Source organism: Pseudomonas sp. MB-090624, from assembly GCF_003205245.1.
In the GTDB taxonomy this organism is placed as follows: Bacteria; Pseudomonadota; Gammaproteobacteria; order Pseudomonadales; family Pseudomonadaceae; genus Aquipseudomonas; species Aquipseudomonas juntendi.
This window is the reverse complement of sequence record NZ_QJRK01000001.1, coordinates 117,631-136,774: the sequence shown is the minus strand read 5'-3', so window position 1 is coordinate 136,774 and position 19,144 is coordinate 117,631. Positions and strand designations below refer to the sequence as shown.

18 protein-coding genes and 1 pseudogene are annotated in these 19,144 nt (G+C 63.9%); 14 read left to right on the top strand and 5 right to left on the bottom strand.

The window, feature by feature from the left end; genetic code table 11:
- Positions 1-30: 30 nt before the first annotated feature.
- Positions 31-246, bottom strand: a pseudogene (locus tag DMX12_RS00655) (hypothetical protein); the annotation flags it as partial.
- A gap of 125 nt (positions 247-371) precedes the next feature.
- On the opposite strand from DMX12_RS00655, the gene olsB reads away from it, so the two are divergent.
- Positions 372-1,127 (top strand): L-ornithine N(alpha)-acyltransferase, encoded by a 756-nt coding sequence (gene olsB, locus DMX12_RS00650; protein WP_110675667.1) that lies wholly within the window; start codon positions 372-374, stop codon positions 1,125-1,127.
- Positions 1,127-1,915 (top strand): lysophospholipid acyltransferase family protein, encoded by a 789-nt coding sequence (locus DMX12_RS00645; RefSeq protein ID WP_110675665.1) that lies wholly within the window; start codon positions 1,127-1,129, stop codon positions 1,913-1,915. The genes olsB and DMX12_RS00645 overlap by 1 nt, the downstream gene beginning before the upstream one ends.
- A gap of 462 nt (positions 1,916-2,377) precedes the next feature.
- On the opposite strand, the gene DMX12_RS00640 is transcribed toward DMX12_RS00645, so the two are convergent.
- A complete protein-coding gene (locus DMX12_RS00640; RefSeq protein ID WP_054906129.1) occupies positions 2,378-2,962 on the bottom strand; it encodes an ACP phosphodiesterase in 585 nt (194 codons plus the stop codon).
- A 150-nt stretch (positions 2,963-3,112) separates the two neighbouring features.
- On the opposite strand from DMX12_RS00640, the gene DMX12_RS00635 reads away from it, so the two are divergent.
- Positions 3,113-3,415, top strand: coding sequence for a helix-turn-helix transcriptional regulator (locus tag DMX12_RS00635; protein WP_054906130.1), 303 nt, complete (start codon positions 3,113-3,115; stop codon positions 3,413-3,415).
- Positions 3,416-3,431: 16 nt separating this feature from the next.
- Positions 3,432-4,481 carry an alkene reductase gene (locus DMX12_RS00630; RefSeq protein ID WP_110675663.1) on the top strand — a complete coding sequence of 350 codons (1,050 nt, stop codon included), beginning with the start codon at positions 3,432-3,434 and terminating at the stop codon, positions 4,479-4,481.
- 51 nt (positions 4,482-4,532) lie between these two features.
- Here DMX12_RS00630 and DMX12_RS00625 read toward each other — a convergent pair whose 3' ends face one another.
- The 3 genes from DMX12_RS00625 to DMX12_RS00615 all read right to left on the bottom strand — a co-directional run bounded on the left by DMX12_RS00625 (position 4,533) and on the right by DMX12_RS00615 (position 7,380).
- Positions 4,533-5,357, bottom strand: a complete 825-nt coding sequence (locus DMX12_RS00625; protein WP_009686829.1) for a hypothetical protein — start codon at positions 5,355-5,357, stop codon at positions 4,533-4,535.
- An 87-nt stretch (positions 5,358-5,444) separates the two neighbouring features.
- Positions 5,445-6,440: an NAD(P)-dependent oxidoreductase gene (locus DMX12_RS00620; RefSeq protein ID WP_110675661.1), complete on the bottom strand. Its 996-nt coding sequence runs from the start codon at positions 6,438-6,440 to the stop codon at positions 5,445-5,447.
- Positions 6,441-6,489: 49 nt separating this feature from the next.
- Complete coding sequence (locus DMX12_RS00615) at positions 6,490-7,380, bottom strand: LysR family transcriptional regulator ArgP (RefSeq protein ID WP_029887119.1); 891 nt, start codon at positions 7,378-7,380, stop codon at positions 6,490-6,492.
- Between the two features lie 100 nt (positions 7,381-7,480).
- On the opposite strand from DMX12_RS00615, the gene DMX12_RS00610 reads away from it, so the two are divergent.
- From DMX12_RS00610 to DMX12_RS00565, 10 genes are all read left to right on the top strand, one after another.
- Positions 7,481-8,080 (top strand): LysE/ArgO family amino acid transporter, encoded by a 600-nt coding sequence (locus DMX12_RS00610; RefSeq protein WP_009686826.1) that lies wholly within the window; start codon positions 7,481-7,483, stop codon positions 8,078-8,080.
- Between the two features lie 219 nt (positions 8,081-8,299).
- On the top strand, positions 8,300-8,896 hold the full coding sequence (locus tag DMX12_RS00605) for a superoxide dismutase (RefSeq protein ID WP_009686825.1): 597 nt from the start codon (positions 8,300-8,302) through the stop codon (positions 8,894-8,896).
- Between the two features lie 260 nt (positions 8,897-9,156).
- Entirely contained in the window at positions 9,157-11,208 is a 2,052-nt protein-coding gene (locus tag DMX12_RS00600) for a bifunctional diguanylate cyclase/phosphodiesterase (protein WP_029887117.1), read from the top strand.
- A 144-nt stretch (positions 11,209-11,352) separates the two neighbouring features.
- On the top strand, positions 11,353-12,687 hold the full coding sequence (locus DMX12_RS00595) for an imelysin family protein (RefSeq protein ID WP_009686823.1): 1,335 nt from the start codon (positions 11,353-11,355) through the stop codon (positions 12,685-12,687).
- A gap of 145 nt (positions 12,688-12,832) precedes the next feature.
- Positions 12,833-13,315, top strand: coding sequence for a hypothetical protein (locus DMX12_RS00590; protein WP_110675755.1), 483 nt, complete (start codon positions 12,833-12,835; stop codon positions 13,313-13,315).
- A 12-nt stretch (positions 13,316-13,327) separates the two neighbouring features.
- A complete protein-coding gene (locus tag DMX12_RS00585) occupies positions 13,328-13,714 on the top strand; it encodes a hypothetical protein (protein ID WP_110675657.1) in 387 nt (128 codons plus the stop codon).
- Positions 13,715-13,824: 110 nt separating this feature from the next.
- Entirely contained in the window at positions 13,825-15,252 is a 1,428-nt protein-coding gene (locus DMX12_RS00580) for a di-heme oxidoredictase family protein (RefSeq protein ID WP_054906133.1), read from the top strand.
- A gap of 18 nt (positions 15,253-15,270) precedes the next feature.
- On the top strand, positions 15,271-16,335 hold the full coding sequence (locus tag DMX12_RS00575) for an imelysin family protein (RefSeq protein WP_009686819.1): 1,065 nt from the start codon (positions 15,271-15,273) through the stop codon (positions 16,333-16,335).
- Between the two features lie 2 nt (positions 16,336-16,337).
- Complete coding sequence (locus DMX12_RS00570; protein WP_110675654.1) at positions 16,338-17,435, top strand: DUF1513 domain-containing protein; 1,098 nt, start codon at positions 16,338-16,340, stop codon at positions 17,433-17,435.
- Positions 17,436-17,986: 551 nt separating this feature from the next.
- Positions 17,987-19,135 (top strand): efflux RND transporter periplasmic adaptor subunit, encoded by a 1,149-nt coding sequence (locus DMX12_RS00565; protein WP_110675652.1) that lies wholly within the window; start codon positions 17,987-17,989, stop codon positions 19,133-19,135.
- The last annotated feature ends 9 nt before the right edge of the window (positions 19,136-19,144 follow it).

Sequence of the window (19,144 nt, the reverse complement as noted above, 5' to 3'; positions counted from 1 at the left end):
GACAAATCTCGGAAAACCAAGCCGCCAACCTTACCCGCCCGCTTTACCGGCAGCAAGCGGCGTGCCCTGCTGGGGCTTGCGCACTCGTGCAGAGCCCACAGCAGCCCAGGCCTTGTGCAGCCGTTTCTCCCGCGCCGCCGCAGCCAGCGCCATCACCCCCTGATCCCGCTGCCACAGCTCGGCCCAATGCACCGGCCCCGCCGCGTCTATCTGCGGCCGCAGGGCCTGGAATGGCACGTACGAGCCCCTGGGGGTTGTCACGCAAGCATCACCAAAGCTTCACCGGGGTGACACCGCGTCTACCTAGGCTGACTTTGCACAACAAAGCCGACCGGCCGCAACCCTTCATGGCTGGCTTATGGAGACTCGCAATGACTCGGATCGCTCACGCTGGCGACAACAGCACTGAACGCCGTCTGCAAGCCGAACGCCTGGTTGGCGCCAAGGCGCTGCAAGAAGCCCAAGCCTTGCGTTACCAAGTGTTCAGCGCAGAATTCAAGGCCAAACTCAAAGGTGCCGAGCACGGCCTGGACATGGACGACTACGACGTGCACTGCCGCCACATTGGTGTACGCGACCTGAGTACCGGCAAGCTGGTGGCCACTACCCGGCTGCTTGACCACCAGGCCGCCAGCAGCCTGGGGCGGTTCTACAGCGAAGAAGAATTCCGCCTGCACGGCCTGTTGCAGCTGCAAGGGCCGATCCTTGAACTGGGGCGCACCTGCGTAGCCCCCGCCTACCGCAATGGCGGCACCATTGCCGTGCTCTGGGGCGAGCTGGCCGAGGTCCTCAACGAAGGCCACTACCGTTACCTGATGGGCTGCGCCAGCATCCCCATGCAGGACGGTGGCGTACAGGCCCAGGCCGTGATGCAGCGCCTGCGCGAGCGCTACCTGTGCACCGAGCACCTGCGCGCCGAACCGAAGAAGCCGCTGCCGAACCTGGCGCTGCCCAACAACGTCATCGCCGAACTGCCACCGCTGCTCAAAGCCTACATGCGCCTGGGTGCAAAGATCTGCGGCGAGCCGTGCTGGGACGAAGACTTCCAGGTCGCCGACGTGTTCATCCTGCTCAAGCGCGACGACCTGTGCCCGCGCTACGCCCGCCACTTCAAGGCGGCAGTCTGATGCCCAGGCTGCGGGTACTCGCCCGCGTCTGCAGGCTGCTGCTGGTCGTGCTGCTCGGCGCGCTGATGGCCAGCGTGATCGCCGTGGGGCAGCGGCTAGGCCTGAAGGCCTCGCTCGAACGGCGCCAGCGCTGGACCTGCCTGTTCATGAAGCGCCTGGTCGCAGCCCTGCCCTTCGACGTGCAGGTGCGCGGTGCGTTGCCGCAGCGGCCGATGTTGTGGGTCAGCAACCATGTGTCGTGGACCGACATCCCCCTGCTGGGCATGCTGATGCCCCTGTCATTCCTGTCCAAGGCCGAAGTGCGCCAGTGGCCGCTGGCCGGCTGGCTGGCGGAACAGGCCGGCACGCTGTTTATTCGTCGTGGGGGCGGCGACAGCGAACGGCTGCGCGAGCAGATTGCCAGGCAACTGGGCCTGGCCAGGCCGCTGCTGATCTTTCCTGAAGGCACCACCACCAGCGGTCACGCCTTGCGCACTTTCCATGGCCGCCTGCTGGCACCGGCCATCGACCGTGGCGTAGCGGTGCAGCCAGTGGCCATCCAATACCTGCGCGACGGCCAGATCGACCCGGTTGCGCCTTTTGTTGGTAACGACGACCTGGTGGCGCACCTGCTGCGCCTGTTCGCCCAGCCACGTGCGCAGGTGTGCATTCACCTGTTGCCGCCCATCGGGACTGTGGGCAAGGAACGTGCGCTGCTGGCAATGCAGGCACAGCAGGCGATTCACCTGGCGTTGTATGGGTTCGAAAACGTCGAGGCGGCGCCACGGCGGCAGGCGCGGGCTGCCTGATCTCTATCTCATGTTGCGGCCCTATCGCCGGCAAGCCGGCTTTACAGGTACTGCGTTGGCCTGCAAATCTGCAGTGAACTTGTGGGAGATTCTATGGTTCCTGGCAAGGGTAGCCGGAGCATCTTCAGCGCCTGTGAGATCGAGCGCCGCCCGCGCGGCGCAATCGCGAGCTGCGCTCGCTCCTACGTTTGTTTCGGGCCAGTAACGCCTGTGACAGGCGCGCGCGGCCGCTTTGTTCGTACGACACGATTTTGAGGCATGCGCCAAGGCGTTCGCGCGCAAATCCCACAGGAATAATTGGCCCGAAACAAACGTAGGAGCGAGCGCAGCTCGCGATGCGCCGCGCGGGCGGCGCTCGCTCTAACAGGCGCTGCCATACCTTGTGGCAACCACCTGTCAGCCCTGAGGCGATCCCTGTGGGAGCTGGCTTGCCGGCGATAGGGCCACCACAGGCAACCAACATCAGCCGCCTGACACTCGCCCCGCCGCTGCAAACGCCTGCAATTGCGGGTAGAACGCGCGAAAGTCCGCCAGCAGCGGCTCGTACAGCCGCTCCAGTTCCACCATCACCCCCGCCATCGCGTCTGGGCGCGACAGCCGCCGGCCGATGCCGTTGAACACCTGTTCCAGCGTGGCGAAGTCGCCATAAGCGCCCAACCAGTCATCGGCAGCCATGAACGGCGCAATGCGCGCCAGCCGCCCCGGCAGCTCAGGCTCCGCCAGCAATACCCGATAAAACGCGCCAGTGAACTGCGCCAAAGGCTGCTCGGCATAGTCGTGCCAATGCCGCGCCAGGCAGTGGTCGAAAAACACGTCCAGTACGATGCCGGCGAAGCGCCGCCGCTCACGCGGGAACCGCGCCAGCGCCGCCAGTACCAATGGGTGCCGGTCGGTATAGCTGTCGATATGCCGGTGCAACCGGATAGCCGCCTCCAAGGCAGGCGGGAAGCGCCCGTGCAGCGAGCCTTTGACGAAATCGCCGTACAGGCTGCCCAGCAGTTGTTGCGGGGCCGGCCCGCCCAGGTGCAAATGTGCAAGGTAGTTCATGAGCGCAGTCTACCACCGCGGCGCCTAATATCGTTATAACGCGATATAGCGATTTGCACTCAGCTAAGCACCACTGGATATTTGGATATCGGCATTCAGCGATTTATATTTCGCCCTATCGCGATATACCGCTACAACGAGCCTCACGCCATGCCACTCGATCTCGACGAAATCATAAAAGCGCTGGCCCACCCGGTCAGGCGAGAAATTCTCAGCTGGCTGAAAGACCCGGCAAACCAGTTCCCGGACCAGTACCACAGCACCGAAAACGGTGTGTGTGCCGGGCAGATCGACCAACGCTGCGGCCTTTCGCAGTCGACCGTCTCCGCCCACCTGGCCACCTTGCAGCGTGCCGGGCTGATCAGCAGCCAGAAGATCGGCCAATGGCATTTCTTCAAACGCAACGAAGCCACCATCCAGGCGTTCCTGGAACAACTGCGCCAAGCGCTTTGACCAGCAGGTAACCGACATGACCACGCTTTTCGATCCGATCACCCTGGGCGACCTGCAGTTGCCCAACCGCATCATCATGGCCCCACTCACTCGCTGCCGTGCAGACGAGGGTCGCGTGCCCAATGCTCTGATGGCCGAGTACTACGTCCAACGCGCCAGCGCCGGGCTGATTCTCAGCGAGGCAACCTCGGTCACCGCCATGGGCGTCGGCTACCCGGATACGCCCGGTATCTGGAACGATGAGCAAGTCCGCGGCTGGACCAATGTCACCAAAGCCGTGCATGGCGCTGGCGGGCGCATGTTCCTGCAACTGTGGCACGTGGGGCGTATCTCGCACCCCAGCTACCTGAACGGCGAACTGCCGGTGGCCCCCAGCGCGATCCAGGCCAAGGGGCATGTCAGCCTGGTACGCCCGCTGAGTGACTACCCCACCCCGCGCGCACTGGAAACCGAAGAAATCAGCGACATCGTCGAGGCCTACCGCAGCGGTGCAGAAAACGCCAAGGCCGCCGGCTTCGATGGTGTGGAAATTCACGGCGCCAATGGCTACCTGCTCGACCAGTTCCTGCAAAGCAGTACCAACCAGCGCACCGACCGCTACGGCGGCTCGCTGGAAAACCGCGCACGCCTGCTGCTGGAAGTGACCGATGCCGCCATCGAGGTGTGGGGGGCCAACCGGGTCGGCGTGCACCTGGCACCACGTGCCGACGCCCACGACATGGGTGACGCCGACCGTGCCGAGACGTTCACGTACGTTGCCCGCGAACTGGGCAAACGCGGCATCGCCTTCATCTGCTCGCGGGAGCGTGAAGCCGACGATAGCATCGGGCCGTTGATCAAGGCGGCGTTTGGTGGGCCATACATCGTCAACGAGCGTTTCGACAAGGCAAGTGCCAATGCAGCGCTGGCCGATGGCAAGGCCGATGCGGTGGCGTTCGGGGTGCCGTTCATTGCCAACCCGGACCTGCCGGCACGCCTGGCAGCAGATGCACCGTTGAACGAGGCGCACCCCGAAACGTTCTATAGCAAGGGGCCGGTGGGGTATATCGATTACCCGCGCCTGTAACCCAGCGAACCCGCTGCTACCGTGCACCTGTAGCAGCGGGTTCAGGCCATTTCAGGGCCGAGCGTTGATTTGCTGCTGCAGGTTCTGGATCTGGCTCTGTAGGGTGTTGAGGTTGCGCGTGGTCTGCCCGCGGAACGCATCGAACTCCTGTACCGATGCGCCACTCGAGCCCGAGGAGCCGCGGTTTTCCATTTGCGTCTTGAGCACCAGCACGTCCTGCTCCAGGCTTTCGATCGCCGCACTCGGGTTGCCCTGCTTCTTCAGCGCAGCCACCTCTTCGCTCAGGTTTTTGAGCTGCCCATCAAGCTTGCCACCGTCTACCTGGCCCGACTTCAACGCCGCCAGCTCGGCATTCACCGCCTTCAACTGCGCCTGCAGCTGGCCCTGCAATTCGGTCACGGCTTTCTGCTGCTCACGGGTATCGGCCAGCACCTGCTCCAGGCGCTTGCCCAGGTCGCCGGCCTGGCCAGCTACGCCTTGCTGCTGCTTGCTCTGCTCGGCCAGGCTGGCCTGCAACTGGCGGATCTGCAGCTTGAGCGCCTCGCTGCCGGTGTTGACCGACGATTCGCTGGCAGCGACCTTGCCACTGATTGCCTGCAAGCGCCCCGCTGCATCCTCGCTGATGCGGGCAAAGCTTTCCTGGGTGGCCACCAGTTGCTGCTCCATCAGCGAGATCTGCTGGAAGCTCCACCAGCCCAGCCCGGCCAGGGCTATGAACGAGGCCCCCAGCAGCACCCACAAAGGCCCGGTGCTGGCCGGCCTGGCCGCCTTCTGGCGGCTACGGGCCACGTGCGCCGGCAACAGTTCGTCATCATCAGGGGTGCCGGCCCGCAGGGTTGGCACATCATCGAAATCGTCGTGAGCATCGTTGCGCATGGGTGAGTTCAACCGCGGTAATAGCAAAGAAACAGGAGTATAAACCGCTCGCGCGGCGCACTGCTGACCCTAATCGGCGCGCCGCGTTCACTGCCCCGGGGGCTGATGTTTCCACCAGGCGCAGAATTCATCCAACGCCGTCCACAGGCTGACCTTCGGCTGATAGTCCAGGTACTGCCTGGCGCGGCTGATGTCGAGGGTGAAATCACGGCTCATGACCTGCATTCCCAACCGCGACAAGGTCGGTTGCGGGCGCCCCGGCCATAGCATGCAGGCGGCTTCGTTGAGCGCAGCCAGGCTGTAGGCCAGGCCGTAGGAACGGTAGCGGGTCACCTGCGGCAACTGCATCTGGCGCATTACGTAATTGACCACGTCCCACAACGGCAGCGGCTGGCCGTTGCTGATGTTGTAGGCCTGGCCCAATGCCCGGTCATCGGCGAACAGGGCGCTGAGCAGTGCCTCGTTGAGGTTGTGCACACTGGTGAAATCAACCTTGTTCAGGCCATTGCCGATGATCGCGACCCGGCCCTTGCGCTGCATCTGCATCAGCCGCGGGAAGATGCTGGCATCGCCGGCCCCGGTGACGAAGCGGGGGCGCAGTGCCAACACCTCGAGGCCGAACTCCTGCGCACCGAACACTTGCTGCTCGGCCAGGTACTTGGTTTTCCCATAATGGTCATGGAACCGGCGCGGCAGCTGGTCTTCCCGGATGTCGAGGCGCGAGCGGCCGTTGAAGTACATGGACGGCGACGACAGGTGCACCAGGCGCCGCACGTGCTCCTTGAGGCACCCTTCGACCACGTTCTCGGTGACCACCACGTTGGCTTGGTGGAAATCCTGATAACGCCCCCAGTGCCCCACCGCGCCGGCACAGTGCACCACCGCTTCGACGCCCTGGCAAAGGCGCCGGGCCAGCTCGGCATCGTTCAGGTCGCCGGGGATGAACTGGGCACCGCGCTTGACCAGGTGCTCCACCCCCTCCGCACGGCGGCCGCTGACCCGCACGTCCAGGCCCTGCTCCAGGGCGAAACGCGCAAAGCGCCCGCCAATGAAGCCACTCGCGCCGGTGACCAGAATTCGCATGTAACACTCCGTCTTGCCAGATTTCAGATGCAACTGACGCCAGCCGCGGCTACAACGGCACCAGCCATTGCCCTGCCGTATGCCGCAGATGCTCGGTCAGTTGCGCGAGCAATTGCCCGCCATTGCGCCAATGATGCCAGTACAGCGGCACATCGATGGGGGTATCGCTGCAAATTTCCACCAACTGCCCACCGGCCAGTTGCTCGCGGGCCTGCAATTCGGGCACCAGCCCCCAGCCCAGGCCCGCCTCGGTCATGCGCAGGAAGCCTTCGGATGACGGGCACAGGTGGTGCAGGAAACCATCCTCCATGCCCAGCGACGCCAGGTAGCGGTGCTGCAGGAAGTCGTCCGGGCCGTACACGATGGCCGGGGTGCGGGCCAGGCGGCTGGCGACAAAGCCTTGGGGAAAATGGCGCGCCATGAACCCGGGGCTGGCCAACGCCCGATAACGCATTGCCCCCAATGGTAGGCTGCGTGCCCCGGCCACAGGCCGTTCACTGCCACACAGGCAGGCTGCCACCTCACCCGCACGCATGCGCTTCAGGCCCACTTCCTGGTCTTCCACCACCAGGTCGGTCAGCACGTTCTGCTGCGCACAGAAGTTGCCCACCGCGCCAGCCCACCAAGTGGCCAGGCTGTCGGCGTTGAGGGCGATGCGCAGGCGCTCTGGCATGCCTTCTTCGTCCAGCGCCGGCACCTGGCGCTGCAGGTCACGTTCAAGCAGGCGTACCTGCTGCACATGGTTGAGCAACTGGCGGCCGACCTCTGTCGGGCTGGGCGGGGTAGCGCGCACCAGCACGGGCTGGCCGACCCGCGCCTCGAGCAGTTTGATGCGCTGGGAAATGGCCGATTGCGACAGGCCCAGCACTTGCGCGGCACGCTCGAAACCGCCCTGTTCGATCACGGCCGCCAGGGCGGCAAGCAGCTTGTAGTCGAACATCGATTTTCCTAATGAGGGATCAGCTTTATTTGTTTTTCTTATACCGCCCCAACCCACACAATGGCCAGCATCTTTTATGACCTTTTCGGGGAGCCCGGCCATGTGGCAAAGCTATCTCAACGGCATGCTGGTGGCCTTCGGCCTGATCATGGCCATCGGCGCCCAGAACGCCTTCGTACTTGCTCAAAGCCTGCGCCGCGAGCACCACCTGCCGGTGGCAGTGCTGTGCATCGTCTGCGATGCCATCCTGGTGGCGGCCGGTGTGTTTGGCCTGGCCACCGTACTGGCGCACAACCCGACCCTGCTGGCGATCGCCCGCTGGGGCGGTGCGGTGTTCCTCATCTGGTACGGGGCCAAGGCTTTGCGCAGTGCCTGTTCGAAACAGAGCCTGCAGCACCAGCAGGGCCAGGGCACACGTTCACGCCGTGCGGTACTGCTCAGTGCCTTGGCGGTGACGTTGCTGAACCCGCACGTGTACCTCGACACGGTGTTGCTGATCGGCTCGCTGGGCGCCCAGCAGACCGAGCCCGGGGCTTATGTGGCCGGTGCCGCCAGCGCTTCACTGCTGTGGTTCTCGACCCTGGCGCTCGGCGCGGCCTGGCTGGCCCCGTGGCTGGCGCGGCCGGCAACCTGGCGCATGCTCGACCTGATGGTGGCGGTCATGATGTTTGCGGTGGCGGCGCAGTTGATCTTCAACTGATCCCAAGGGCCCTGGCAGGCAGAGCCCGAGACCACCGGTCGGCATGGCTCGACCGCCCCGGAACCTCTATTCCCTATGTTTGTTGCGTGGTTATGCGCCGGACCCGGTGCTATGATCCAGCCCTTGCGTCGCAAAGAGTAAAAACTCGCCGACGCTGATCGGGCCGCCCGTGATCGGCCTTGCGCAAACCGCAAACAGACCTGAATCAGGAGATCCACCATGGCTTTTGAATTGCCGCCGCTGCCGTACGCCCACGATGCCCTGCAGCCGCACATCTCCAAGGAAACCCTGGAGTATCACCACGACAAGCACCACAACACCTATGTCGTGAACCTGAACAACCTGGTCCCAGGCACCGAATTCGAAGGCAAGTCCCTCGAAGAAATCGTCAAGGCCTCTTCGGGCGGCATCTTCAACAACGCCGCTCAAGTCTGGAACCACACCTTCTACTGGAACTGCCTGTCGCCAAACGGCGGCGGCCAGCCAACCGGCGCCCTGGCCGATGCCATCAACGCGGCCTTCGGTTCCTTCGACAAGTTCAAGGAAGAGTTCACCAAGACTTCGGTCGGCACCTTCGGTTCCGGCTGGGGCTGGCTGGTGAAGAAAGCCGACGGCTCCCTGGCCCTGGCCAGCACCATTGGCGCCGGCTGCCCGCTGACCAGCGGCGACACCCCGCTGCTGACCTGCGACGTCTGGGAACACGCCTACTACATCGACTACCGCAACCTGCGTCCGAAGTACGTCGAGGCGTTCTGGAACCTGGTCAACTGGGCCTTCGTTGCCGAGCAGTTCGAAGGCAAGACCTTCAAGGCCTGAGTCACCCAGCCTTGAACAGAAAACCCGGCCATGTGCCGGGTTTTTTTGTGCCTGCCAGGGGCCGCCGCGCCGGTACACCGAGCCGCACGGTTTTGCTTGCTCAGGCGGCAGAGCGCGCTAACATCAAATCTTTGGAAGATTGAGACAGCGCACTCAAGTTGCAGGGGCAGGCAACCGATACACTGCTCATGGTAGGCCGATAGTGTATCGTCATCGTTGATGGCAAAATGATGCCATGCGCATGGATTAAGGAAACCCCATTGAAGCTGGAATTGCGGAACAGCTTGTCGGTCAAGTTGCTCAGGGTCGTGCTGCTGTCGGCGCTGGCGGTCGGCGTACTGCTCAGCTGTGCGCAAATTGTCTACGACACCTACAAGACCCGCCAGACCGTGAACAACGATGCCCAGCGCATCCTCGACATGTTCCGCGACCCGTCGACCCAGGCGGTGTACAGCCTCGACCGTGAAATGGGCATGCAGGTGATGGAAGGCCTGTTCCAGGACGAGTCGGTACGCATGGCGTCCATCGGCCACCCGAATGAAACCATGCTGGCAGAAAAGTCCAGGCCGCTGCGGGACACCTCCATGCGCTGGCTGACCGACCTGATTCTCGGCCAGGAACGTACCTACACCACGCAACTGGTCGGCCGCGGCCCCTACAGCGAATATTACGGCGACCTCAGCATCACCCTCGACACCTCTTCGTATGGTGAAGATTTCCTGATCAACGCGGTCATCATCTTCATCTCCGGCGTATTGCGCGCCCTGGCCATGGGCCTGGTGCTGTACCTGGTCTACCACTGGCTGCTGACCAAGCCGCTGTCGAAGATCATCGAGCACCTCACGCAGATCAACCCCGACCGCCCCAGCCAGCACCAGATCCCGCTGCTGAAGGGGCACGAAAAGAACGAACTGGGCCTTTGGGTCAACACGGCCAACCAGTTGCTGGCTTCGATCGAGCGCAACACCCACCTGCGTCACGAAGCGGAAAACAGCCTGCAGCGCATGGCCCAATACGACTTCCTGACTGGCCTGCCCAACCGCCAGCAGCTGCAACAGCAACTGGACAAGATCCTGGTCGACGGTGGCCGCCTGCAACACCGGGTGGCGGTACTGTGCGTGGGCCTGGACGACTTCAAGGGCATCAACGAACAATTCAGTTACCAGGTGGGTGACCAACTGTTACTGGCCCTGGCCGACCGCCTGCGGGCGCATAGCGGCCGCCTGGGTGCCCTGGCGCGGCTGGGCGGCGACCAGTTTGCCCTGGTGCAAGCCAACATCGAGCAGCCCTACGAAGCTGCCGAACTGGCGCAAAGCATCCTGGATGACCTGGAGGTGCCGTTCGACCTCGATCACCAGCAGATCCGCCTGCGCGCCACCATCGGCATCACCCTGTTCCCGGAAGACGGCGACAGCACGGAAAAGCTCCTGCAGAAAGCCGAGCAGACCATGACCCTGGCCAAGGCCCGCTCGCGCAACCGCTACCAGTTCTACATTGCCAGCGTCGACAGTGAAATGCGCCGCCGCCGCGAGTTGGAGAAGGACCTGCGCGAAGCCTTGCCGCGTAACCAGCTGTACCTGGTGTACCAGCCACAGATCAGCTACCGCGACCACCGCGTGGTCGGCGTGGAGGCCCTGCTGCGCTGGCAGCACCCGGAACTGGGCATGGTGCCGCCCGACCAGTTCATCCCGCTGGCCGAACAGAACGGCAGCATCATCAGCATCGGCGAGTGGGTACTCGACCAGGCCTGCCGGCAATTGCGCGAATGGCACGACCTGGGCTTCAGCGACCTGCGCATGGCGGTCAACCTGTCTACCGTGCAGTTGCACCACAGCGAGCTGCCGCGGGTGGTCAACAACCTGTTGCAGGCCTACCGCCTGCCACCGCGCAGCCTGGAGCTGGAGGTCACCGAAACCGGCCTGATGGAAGACATCAGCACCGCCGCCCAGCACCTGCTGAGCCTGCGCCGTTCCGGGGCGCTGATTGCGATCGACGACTTCGGCACCGGTTACTCGTCGCTCAGCTACCTGAAGTCATTGCCGCTGGACAAGATCAAGATCGACAAGAGCTTCGTCCAGGACCTGCTTGACGACGATGACGACGCTACCATCGTTCGCGCCATCATCCAGCTGGGCAAAAGCCTGGGCATGCAGGTCATCGCCGAAGGCGTGGAAACCGCCGAGCAGGAAACCTACATCATTGCCCAGGGCTGCCACGAGGGCCAGGGCTATCACTACAGCAAGCCGTTGTCGGCGCGTGAACTGACCCACTTCCTCAAGCAAGCCCAACGCAATCAGGTCTCGATGCTCTGAACCTGCTCGGCCGGCCAAGCCAGCGACCTGGATTTGCATGAAATACGCCCCCGCCCCTTTACAGCAAATGCAAATCTTTCGCATGATGTTGCCGTTTCGCATGCCTAGGCGCACTGTCCAACCACACGACGCAGGAAACCCATAATGATTCGAATGCCTCTGGCCTCCGCCAGTCTGCTGGCCATGGCCATCGCCCTCGCCGGTTGCGGCGAAAAAGACGACAAGGCTGCCGCTGCGCAAGCGCAGGCACCCGCTGCCGCCAGCACCACCGCTGCAGCGCCAGGGGCTGTCGACGAAGCCGCTGGCAAAGCCGTGGTCAAGCATTACGCAGAAATGGTCTATGCCGTGTACAGCGACTCGCTGAGCACCGCAAAAACCCTGCAGACCGCTGTCGACGCGTTCCTTGCCAAGCCAGACGATGAAACCCTGAAGGCTGCCAAGCAAGCCTGGGTTGCTGCACGCGTGCCTTACCTGCAGAGCGAAGCCTTCCGCTTCGGCAACACCATCATCGACGACTGGGAAGGCCAGGTGAATGCGTGGCCGTTGGACGAAGGCCTGATCGACTATGTCGACAAGAGCTACGAGCATGCCCTGGGCAACCCCGCCGCCAGCGCCAACATCATCGCCAACACCGAGATCCAGGTCGGCGAAGAAAAGATCGACGTCAAGGACATCACCCCCGAGAAGCTGGCCAGCCTGAACGAACTGGCAGGGTCCGAAGCCAACGTCGCCACGGGCTACCACGCCATCGAATTCCTGCTGTGGGGCCAGGACCTCAACGGTACCGGCCCAGGCGCAGGCGCCCGCCCGGCGTCGGACTACCTGGAAGGCCAGGGTGCTACCGGCGGCCACAACGAGCGCCGCCGCGCCTACCTCAAAGCCGTGACCCAGTTGCTGGTCACCGACCTTGAAGAGATGGTCGGCAACTGGGCTCCGAACGTCGCCGACAACTACCGCGCCAAGCTCGAAGCCGAGCCGGTCAACGATGGCCTGCGCAAGATGCTGTTCGGCATGGGCAGCCTGTCGCTGGGCGAACTGGCCGGTGAACGCATGAAGGTTTCCCTGGAAGCCAACTCGCCGGAAGACGAGCAGGACTGCTTCAGCGACAACACCCACTACTCGCACTTCTACGATGCCAAGGGTATCCGCAATGTCTACCTGGGCGAGTACACCCGCCCGGACGGCACCAAGGTCAGCGGCCCGAGCCTGTCGTCGCTGGTAGCCAAGGTTGACCCGGCGGCCGACGCCACCCTCAAGGCCGACCTGGAGGCCACTGAGGCCAAGATCCAGGTCATGGTCGACCATGCGCAGAAAGGCGAGCACTACGACCAGTTGATCGCCCCCGACAACGCTGCCGGCAACCAGATCGTTCGCGATGCCATCGCCGCCCTGGTCAAGCAGACCGGTGCGATCGAACAGGCTGCGGGCAAGCTCGGTATTGCCAACCTGAACCCGGATACCGCGGACCACGAGTTCTGATTCGGTAACGGCGCCTCACCCCGAACGCCCGGCCTTGTGCCGGGCGTTTGCGTTTGTGCTGCAGGTGCTGTGGTTCCAGATGCCTGTCCTGCCTTTCGCCCTTCATTCTGGCCCCATTCACGGGATCACCAGGCCGGAGGGCGCAGTGCTACAGATTCTTGATGTTTGGGGGGAAGGCCGAATCGTTCAGCGCGTGGGGGGCAAGGACATCATTACCGGCTTCACCCACGCCTATAACCTGAATAAAGCCGGCCAGCGCATTTCCAACGGGCCGCGCACAGGCGAGCGCATCCCCCACCTGTATCAGGTCGATGAATACGATGCGCCCCGTTTCCCGCTGGACACCCGCGCCATACCCCACGTAACCCTGATGGGCGCCCCCATCACTTACCACGTGGCCCTGGAGATGTGCAGGGTGCTTGCCCACTCCGGCAAGATCTACCTGTACGACCCCAACGAACCCGACCGCAAGATGTTCGAGGCTGTCGCCTTTGCCCAGGGCCTGCAGCTGCTGGGGCGCTTCGACCCCGCCGAACTGGACCCGCCTTTCAACGAGATCACCTTGCTTGGTGTTTACGTCTACCGCAGCCCGAGCAGCCCGCTACCCCGCCCAGAAACCCGACCGTAAAAGGACCTTCACATGGCCAGCGTCACCTACCTGTGCTCCATCGCCAACAACACCCCCTACACCCTGACCGTGGTCGACGGTGAGAACCGCAGCAAAAGCGTTGCAGTCGGCGCCCAGCACGCCTGGAACGGCGAACTGGCCGTACCGTGGATCGGCAATACCAATGAAAACCACAAAGCCTTGCGCCTCATTCTCGGCCCCGCTGCCGAAGCCAGCATCTGGGTCTTCCAGGATTACTGGAAACCGGCCCACGAGAATGCCATCAAACAGCTCGCTGCCCACACCATGGACTATGACAGCGACGAGGTCATCGAAGTGGCCGGCAACAATCGCAATGGTGGCCACAAGAACCTGATCGTCAGCCTGGTGAACCGCCAGTTCAAGCTGCATCTCGCCTGAGCGCCACAAGCAACGACGATTTCATCGAGCAAACGCAAATTGCTCTTATTCAATGATCCTGGGCCTGCTAAGCTTGCACGCCGGTTTTTTGCTCAAGCCCAGGATTCTCGATGTCCTTGTCGCTGTTTCGACTCAGCCCCTTGCTGCTGGCCTTTGCCCTCGCTGCCTGTGACGACGCCCCGCGCTTCACCCAGGCCGAGCCCGGCGAAGCCTTGTCGGCTGGCCTGGCCACCGTACAGCGCAGTGACCGCAACGCCTACGCCCAGCCCTCGGCCAACCTTTCGCCGGAACGGCGGCTGGACTTCGCCGTAGGCAACAGCTTCTTCCGCAGCCCCTGGGTGATCGCCCCCTCTACCACGACTGCACGCGATGGCCTGGGCCCGCTGTTCAACACCAATGCCTGCCAGAACTGCCATGTGCGCGACGGCCGTGGTCACCCCCCAGCCGCCAATGACAGCAACGCCGTCGGCATGCTGGTGCGCCTGTCTATCCCCGACCAACCCTACCTGGCCAAGGTGATCGAGCGCATCGGCGTGGTGCCGGAACCGGTCTATGGCACCCAGTTGCAAGACATGGCCATCCCCGGCGTGGCCCCGGAAGGCAAGGTGCGGGTGAGCTATGCCCAGCACACGGTGACGTTCGAGGATGGCCATCAGGTGCAACTGCGCAAGCCAAGCCTGCAAATCACTCAGTTGGGCTACGGCGTGATGCACCCCGACACCCGGTTTTCCGCACGGGTGGCCCCGCCGATGATCGGCCTGGGCCTGCTCGAAGCCATCCCCGAAGCCGCCCTGCTGGCCAACGAAGACCCCGACGACCGTAACCACGACGGCATTCGCGGGCGGGCCAACCGGGTATGGGATGACGCCCAGGGCAAGACCGTGGTCGGGCGCTTCGGCTGGAAGGCCGGCCAACCCAACGTCAACCAGCAGAACGTGCATGCCTTCGCCGGCGACATGGGCCTGACCAGTACCCTGCAGCCCAAGGACGACTGCACGGCGGCACAAGCCGCGTGCCTGGCTGCGCCCAATGGCGATGGCGCCGATGGCGAGAAGGAAGTCAGCGACAACATTCTGCGCCTGGTCACCTTCTATACCCGCAACCTGGCCGTGCCGGCACGCCGCGACGTGGGCGCGCCACAGGTGCTGGCGGGCAAGAACCTGTTCTACCAGGCCGGCTGCCAGGGTTGCCATACACCGCAGTTCACCACCGCCGCCGATGCAACCGAACCAGAGCTGGCCAACCAGGTCATCCGCCCCTACAGCGACCTGCTGCTGCACGACATGGGGCCGGGCCTGGCCGACGAGCGCACCGAATTCGCCGCCAACGGCCAGGACTGGCGTACCGCGCCGCTGTGGGGCATCGGCCTGAGCGAAACGGTCAGTGGCCACAGCCAGTTCCTGCACGATGGCCGTGCGCGCAACCTGCTCGAAGCCGTGCTTTGGCATGGTGGCGAAGCCGAAGCGGCACGCAATTTCGTTCTTACGTTCAATGCCGAGCAGCGCGCCGCGCTGCTGGCGTTCCTGAATTCCCTTTAAACGCGCAAAGGAGCCGGCATGTTCCGACCCAAATTGTTGTTCACCAGCCTCGCCGCACTCGCCCTCGGCGCCTGCTCGCCGCAGGACCCGCAAGCAGTGACCTCCGCCGCCATCGCCAAACAGGTGATCCTGCCCACCTACAGCCGCTGGGTCGAAGCCGACCGTACCCTGGCCGCCAGCGCCTTGGCCTACTGCGAAGGCAAGGAAGACCTGGAAAAGGCCCGTGCCGACTTCCTCAACGCACAAAAAGCCTGGGCTGAACTGCAACCGCTGCTGGTGGGCCCACTGGCCGAAGGCAACCGCGCCTGGCAGGTGCAGTTCTGGCCCGACAAGAAAAACCTGGTCGGCCGCCAGGTAGAGCAATTGGTCAACGGCGACAAGCCAGTCGATGTGGCCGCCCTGGGCAAGGCCAGCGTGGTGGTGCGTGGGCTGTCGGCCTATGAATACATTCTGTTCGACAGCAAGCCGGACATCGCCACAGCCGAACAGAAGGCCCGTTATTGCCCGCTGCTGGTCGCCATCAGCGAGCACCAGAAGCTGTTGGCCGAGGACATCCTCAAGAGCTGGAACAGCACCGACGGCATGCTCTCGCAGATGACCAAGTTCCCCAACCAGCGCTACGCCGATTCCCACGAGGCCATTGCCGACCTGCTGCGCTCCCAGGTGACCGCACTGGATACGCTGAAGAAAAAACTCGGCGCCCCCATGGGCCGCCAGAGCAAGGGCATCGCGCAGCCGCTGCAGGCCGAGGCCTGGCGCAGCCACAGCTCACTGAAAAGCCTGGAAGCCACCCTCAAGGCTGCCCAGACCGTGTGGGTTGGGGTCGACAACCAGGGTTTGCGCGGCCTGCTGCCCAGTGATCAGAAAGCGTTGGCAGACAAGATCGACGCCGCCTACGCTACCTCGCTCAAACTGCTGGCCGACAACCAGAAGACCCTGGGCGAGTTGCTGGCCGACGACGCGGGCCAACAAACCCTCAACCAGCTCTATGACAGCCTCAACGTGGTCCACCGCCTGCACGAAGGCGACCTGGCCAAGGCGTTGAACATCCAGCTGGGCTTCAATGCCAACGACGGTGACTGATCATGCTGCGACGCCAGGCAATCAAACTCGGTAGCGTACTGCTCAGCGCCCTTACCCTGGGTGGCTGGAGCCTGTTCCGCAACAAAGGCAGCGAACCCTTGCTGCTCTCGGCGCGTGACGACGGCGACGGCAAGCACTATGCCGTGGGGTTCCGCCTGGACGGCACCCAGGTGTTCAGCACCCAAGTTGCCCAGCGTTGCCATGCCATCATCCATCACCCTGAACAGCCGATCGCCCTGTTCGTCGCTCGCCGCCCCGGTACCGAAAGCTACCTGGTCGACTTGCGCGACGGGCGCTTGCTGCAAACGGTGGTTTCGCAAGCGGACCGGCACTTCTACGGCCATGCGGTGGTGCACAAAGGCGGCGAATGGCTGTACGCCACCGAGAACGACACCCGCGACCCGGGGCGGGGCGTGCTCGGCGTGTACCGCTTCGAAGGTGCGCGCCTGGTACACACCGGCGAGCTCCCCACCCACGGCATTGGCCCGCACGAGGTGGCCTGGCTACCCGACGGCGAAACCCTGGTGGTGGCCAACGGCGGGATCCGCACCGAGGCCGAAAGCCGGGTCGAGATGAACCTCGATGCCATGGAGCCGAGCCTGGTGCTGATGCAGCGTGACGGCACCTTGTTGAGCAAGGAAACCCTCGCCCAGCAGATGAACAGCGTGCGCCACCTGGCAGTGGGCAGCGATGGCACCATTGCCGCCTGCCAGCAGTTCATGGGCGACGCCGATGAAACGGCCGAGTTGCTGGCCATCAAGCGCCCGGGCGAGCCGTTCAAGGCCTTTCCGGTGCCCGAGCAGCAACTGCAGGCCATGGCCCAGTACACCGCCAGTGTGGCTATCCACAGCGAGCTGCGGCTGGTGGCGCTGACCGCGCCACGGGCCAACCGCCTGTTCATCTGGGACCTGGACAGCGGCGCTGTGCGGCTCGACGCCCCTATGCCCGACTGTGCCGGGGTCGGTGCGGTCAAGGACGGGTTTGTCGTGACCTCCGGGCAGGGCCGCTGCCGCTTCTACGATTGCACCAAGGCACAACTGGTCGGGCAACCGATGAGCCTGCCGTCCGGGTTCTGGGACAACCACCTGCATCTGGTCTGATTGATCCGTGGCCTTCACGGGCCCTATCGCCGGCAAGCCAGCTCCCACAGGGATCGCATCAGGGCTGGCAGATGTTCGTCAGAAGATATGCAGCGCCTGTGAGAGCGAGCGCCGCCCGCGCGGCGCATCGCGAGCTGCGCTCGCTCCTACGTTTGTTTCGGGCCAGTAACCCCTGTGCCAGGTGCGCGCGACCGCCTGGTTCATACGACGCGACATTGAGGCATGCGCCAAGGCGTTCGCGCGCAAATTCCACAGGCATAATTGGCCCGAAACAGCGTAGGAGCGAGCGCAGCTCGCGATGCGCCGCGCGGGCGGCGCTCGATCTCACAGGCGCTGAAGATACTGCGGCTACCCTTGCCAGCTGCTCGCCACAGCATCTATCAGCCCTGAGGCGATCCCTGTGGGAGCTGGCAAGCCAGCGATAGGGCCGGTGCAGACAATTTACTCCCCTTCAGACAAAAAACAGTCAATACTTCCCCCATCCACACGTGGGCAGGATCGCCCGTTGTCGTGCCAGAACGAATAACAACTGCATCCAAGGAACCGGACCTATGCTGCGCCGCCGCATGCTTATCATGTTGGCCGTGGTTCTGCTGATCGTGCTGGCCCTGGGGGGCTACAAGGCTTTCTCGATCTACCAGCAGATCCAGATGTTCACTGCCCCCAAGCCGCCTATCACCGTGGCGGCAGCCTTGGCCGAACAACGCCAGTGGCAACAGCGCCTGCCCGCGGTCGGCAGCCTCAAGGCGCTGCAGGGTGTCGAGCTGAGCCTGGAAGTCGAAGGCATCGTCAAGGCCCTGTATTTCGACTCTGGGCAAACGGTCAAGGCCGGGCAGCTGCTGCTGCGGCTCAACGATGACCAGGAAACCGCATTGCTCGGCACCGCCGTGGCCGACCTGGGCCTGGCCAAGGTCGACTTCGGCCGCGGGCGGCAACTGGTGGGCGACTCGGCGATCTCCCGTGGCGAATACGACCGCCTCAATGCCCAGTACCAGCGCAACCAGGCGGTGGTCGAGCAGCTCAAGGCTTCGAAGAACAAGAAAAGCATCAGCGCGCCCTTCAGTGGCACCCTGGGCATCCGCCAGGTGGATGTCGGCGATTATCTGGCGCCAGGCACCGTCATCGCGACCCTGCAGGACACCTCCGGCCTGTACGTCGACTTCAACGTGCCGGAACAGGCCTTGCCCCGGCTGAGCCTCGGCCAGCAGGTGCTGGTGCAAGTGGCTGCCTACCCGGACCAGACCTTCCCCGCCCGCCTCAGCGCCATCAACCCCAAGGTCGATGAAACCACGCGAAACCTGCTGGTGCGCGCGACCCTGGCCAACCCCGACGGCAAATTGCTGCCGGGCATGTTCGCCAGCCTGCAGGTCCTGCTGCCCGATCCGCAGTTGCAGGTGGTGGTGCCGGAAAGTGCCATTACCTACACCCTGTACGGCAACTCGGTATATGTCGCCACCGCTAAAAAGGACCAGCACGGCAAGCCGCAGCACGATGAACAGGGCCAACCGCAATGGGTCGCCGAACAGCGCACCGTGCAGACCGGCGAGCGCCGTGACGGCGTGGTGGTGGTCAGCAAAGGGTTGCAGGCCGGGGAACAGGTAGTCACTGCCGGGCAGCTGAAGCTGACCCCCGGCGCCGCAATCCGAATCGGCCAGGACCAGGCCGTCAAGCCCGCTGCGGGCGCCGCGACCAAGGACTGACTGGAGGCT

Coding starts and splice junctions, on each gene's coding strand:
- olsB (WP_110675667.1), top strand. CDS start 372: ATGACTCGGATCGCTCACGCTGGCGACAACAGCACTGAACGCCGTCTG.
- DMX12_RS00645 (WP_110675665.1), top strand. CDS start 1,127: ATGCCCAGGCTGCGGGTACTCGCCCGCGTCTGCAGGCTGCTGCTGGTC.
- DMX12_RS00640 (WP_054906129.1), bottom strand. CDS start 2,962: ATGAACTACCTTGCACATTTGCACCTGGGCGGGCCGGCCCCGCAACAA.
- DMX12_RS00635 (WP_054906130.1), top strand. CDS start 3,113: ATGCCACTCGATCTCGACGAAATCATAAAAGCGCTGGCCCACCCGGTC.
- DMX12_RS00630 (WP_110675663.1), top strand. CDS start 3,432: ATGACCACGCTTTTCGATCCGATCACCCTGGGCGACCTGCAGTTGCCC.
- DMX12_RS00625 (WP_009686829.1), bottom strand. CDS start 5,357: ATGCGCAACGATGCTCACGACGATTTCGATGATGTGCCAACCCTGCGG.
- DMX12_RS00620 (WP_110675661.1), bottom strand. CDS start 6,440: ATGCGAATTCTGGTCACCGGCGCGAGTGGCTTCATTGGCGGGCGCTTT.
- DMX12_RS00615 (WP_029887119.1), bottom strand. CDS start 7,380: ATGTTCGACTACAAGCTGCTTGCCGCCCTGGCGGCCGTGATCGAACAG.
- DMX12_RS00610 (WP_009686826.1), top strand. CDS start 7,481: ATGTGGCAAAGCTATCTCAACGGCATGCTGGTGGCCTTCGGCCTGATC.
- DMX12_RS00605 (WP_009686825.1), top strand. CDS start 8,300: ATGGCTTTTGAATTGCCGCCGCTGCCGTACGCCCACGATGCCCTGCAG.
- DMX12_RS00595 (WP_009686823.1), top strand. CDS start 11,353: ATGATTCGAATGCCTCTGGCCTCCGCCAGTCTGCTGGCCATGGCCATC.
- DMX12_RS00585 (WP_110675657.1), top strand. CDS start 13,328: ATGGCCAGCGTCACCTACCTGTGCTCCATCGCCAACAACACCCCCTAC.
- DMX12_RS00580 (WP_054906133.1), top strand. CDS start 13,825: ATGTCCTTGTCGCTGTTTCGACTCAGCCCCTTGCTGCTGGCCTTTGCC.
- DMX12_RS00575 (WP_009686819.1), top strand. CDS start 15,271: ATGTTCCGACCCAAATTGTTGTTCACCAGCCTCGCCGCACTCGCCCTC.
- DMX12_RS00570 (WP_110675654.1), top strand. CDS start 16,338: ATGCTGCGACGCCAGGCAATCAAACTCGGTAGCGTACTGCTCAGCGCC.
- DMX12_RS00565 (WP_110675652.1), top strand. CDS start 17,987: ATGCTGCGCCGCCGCATGCTTATCATGTTGGCCGTGGTTCTGCTGATC.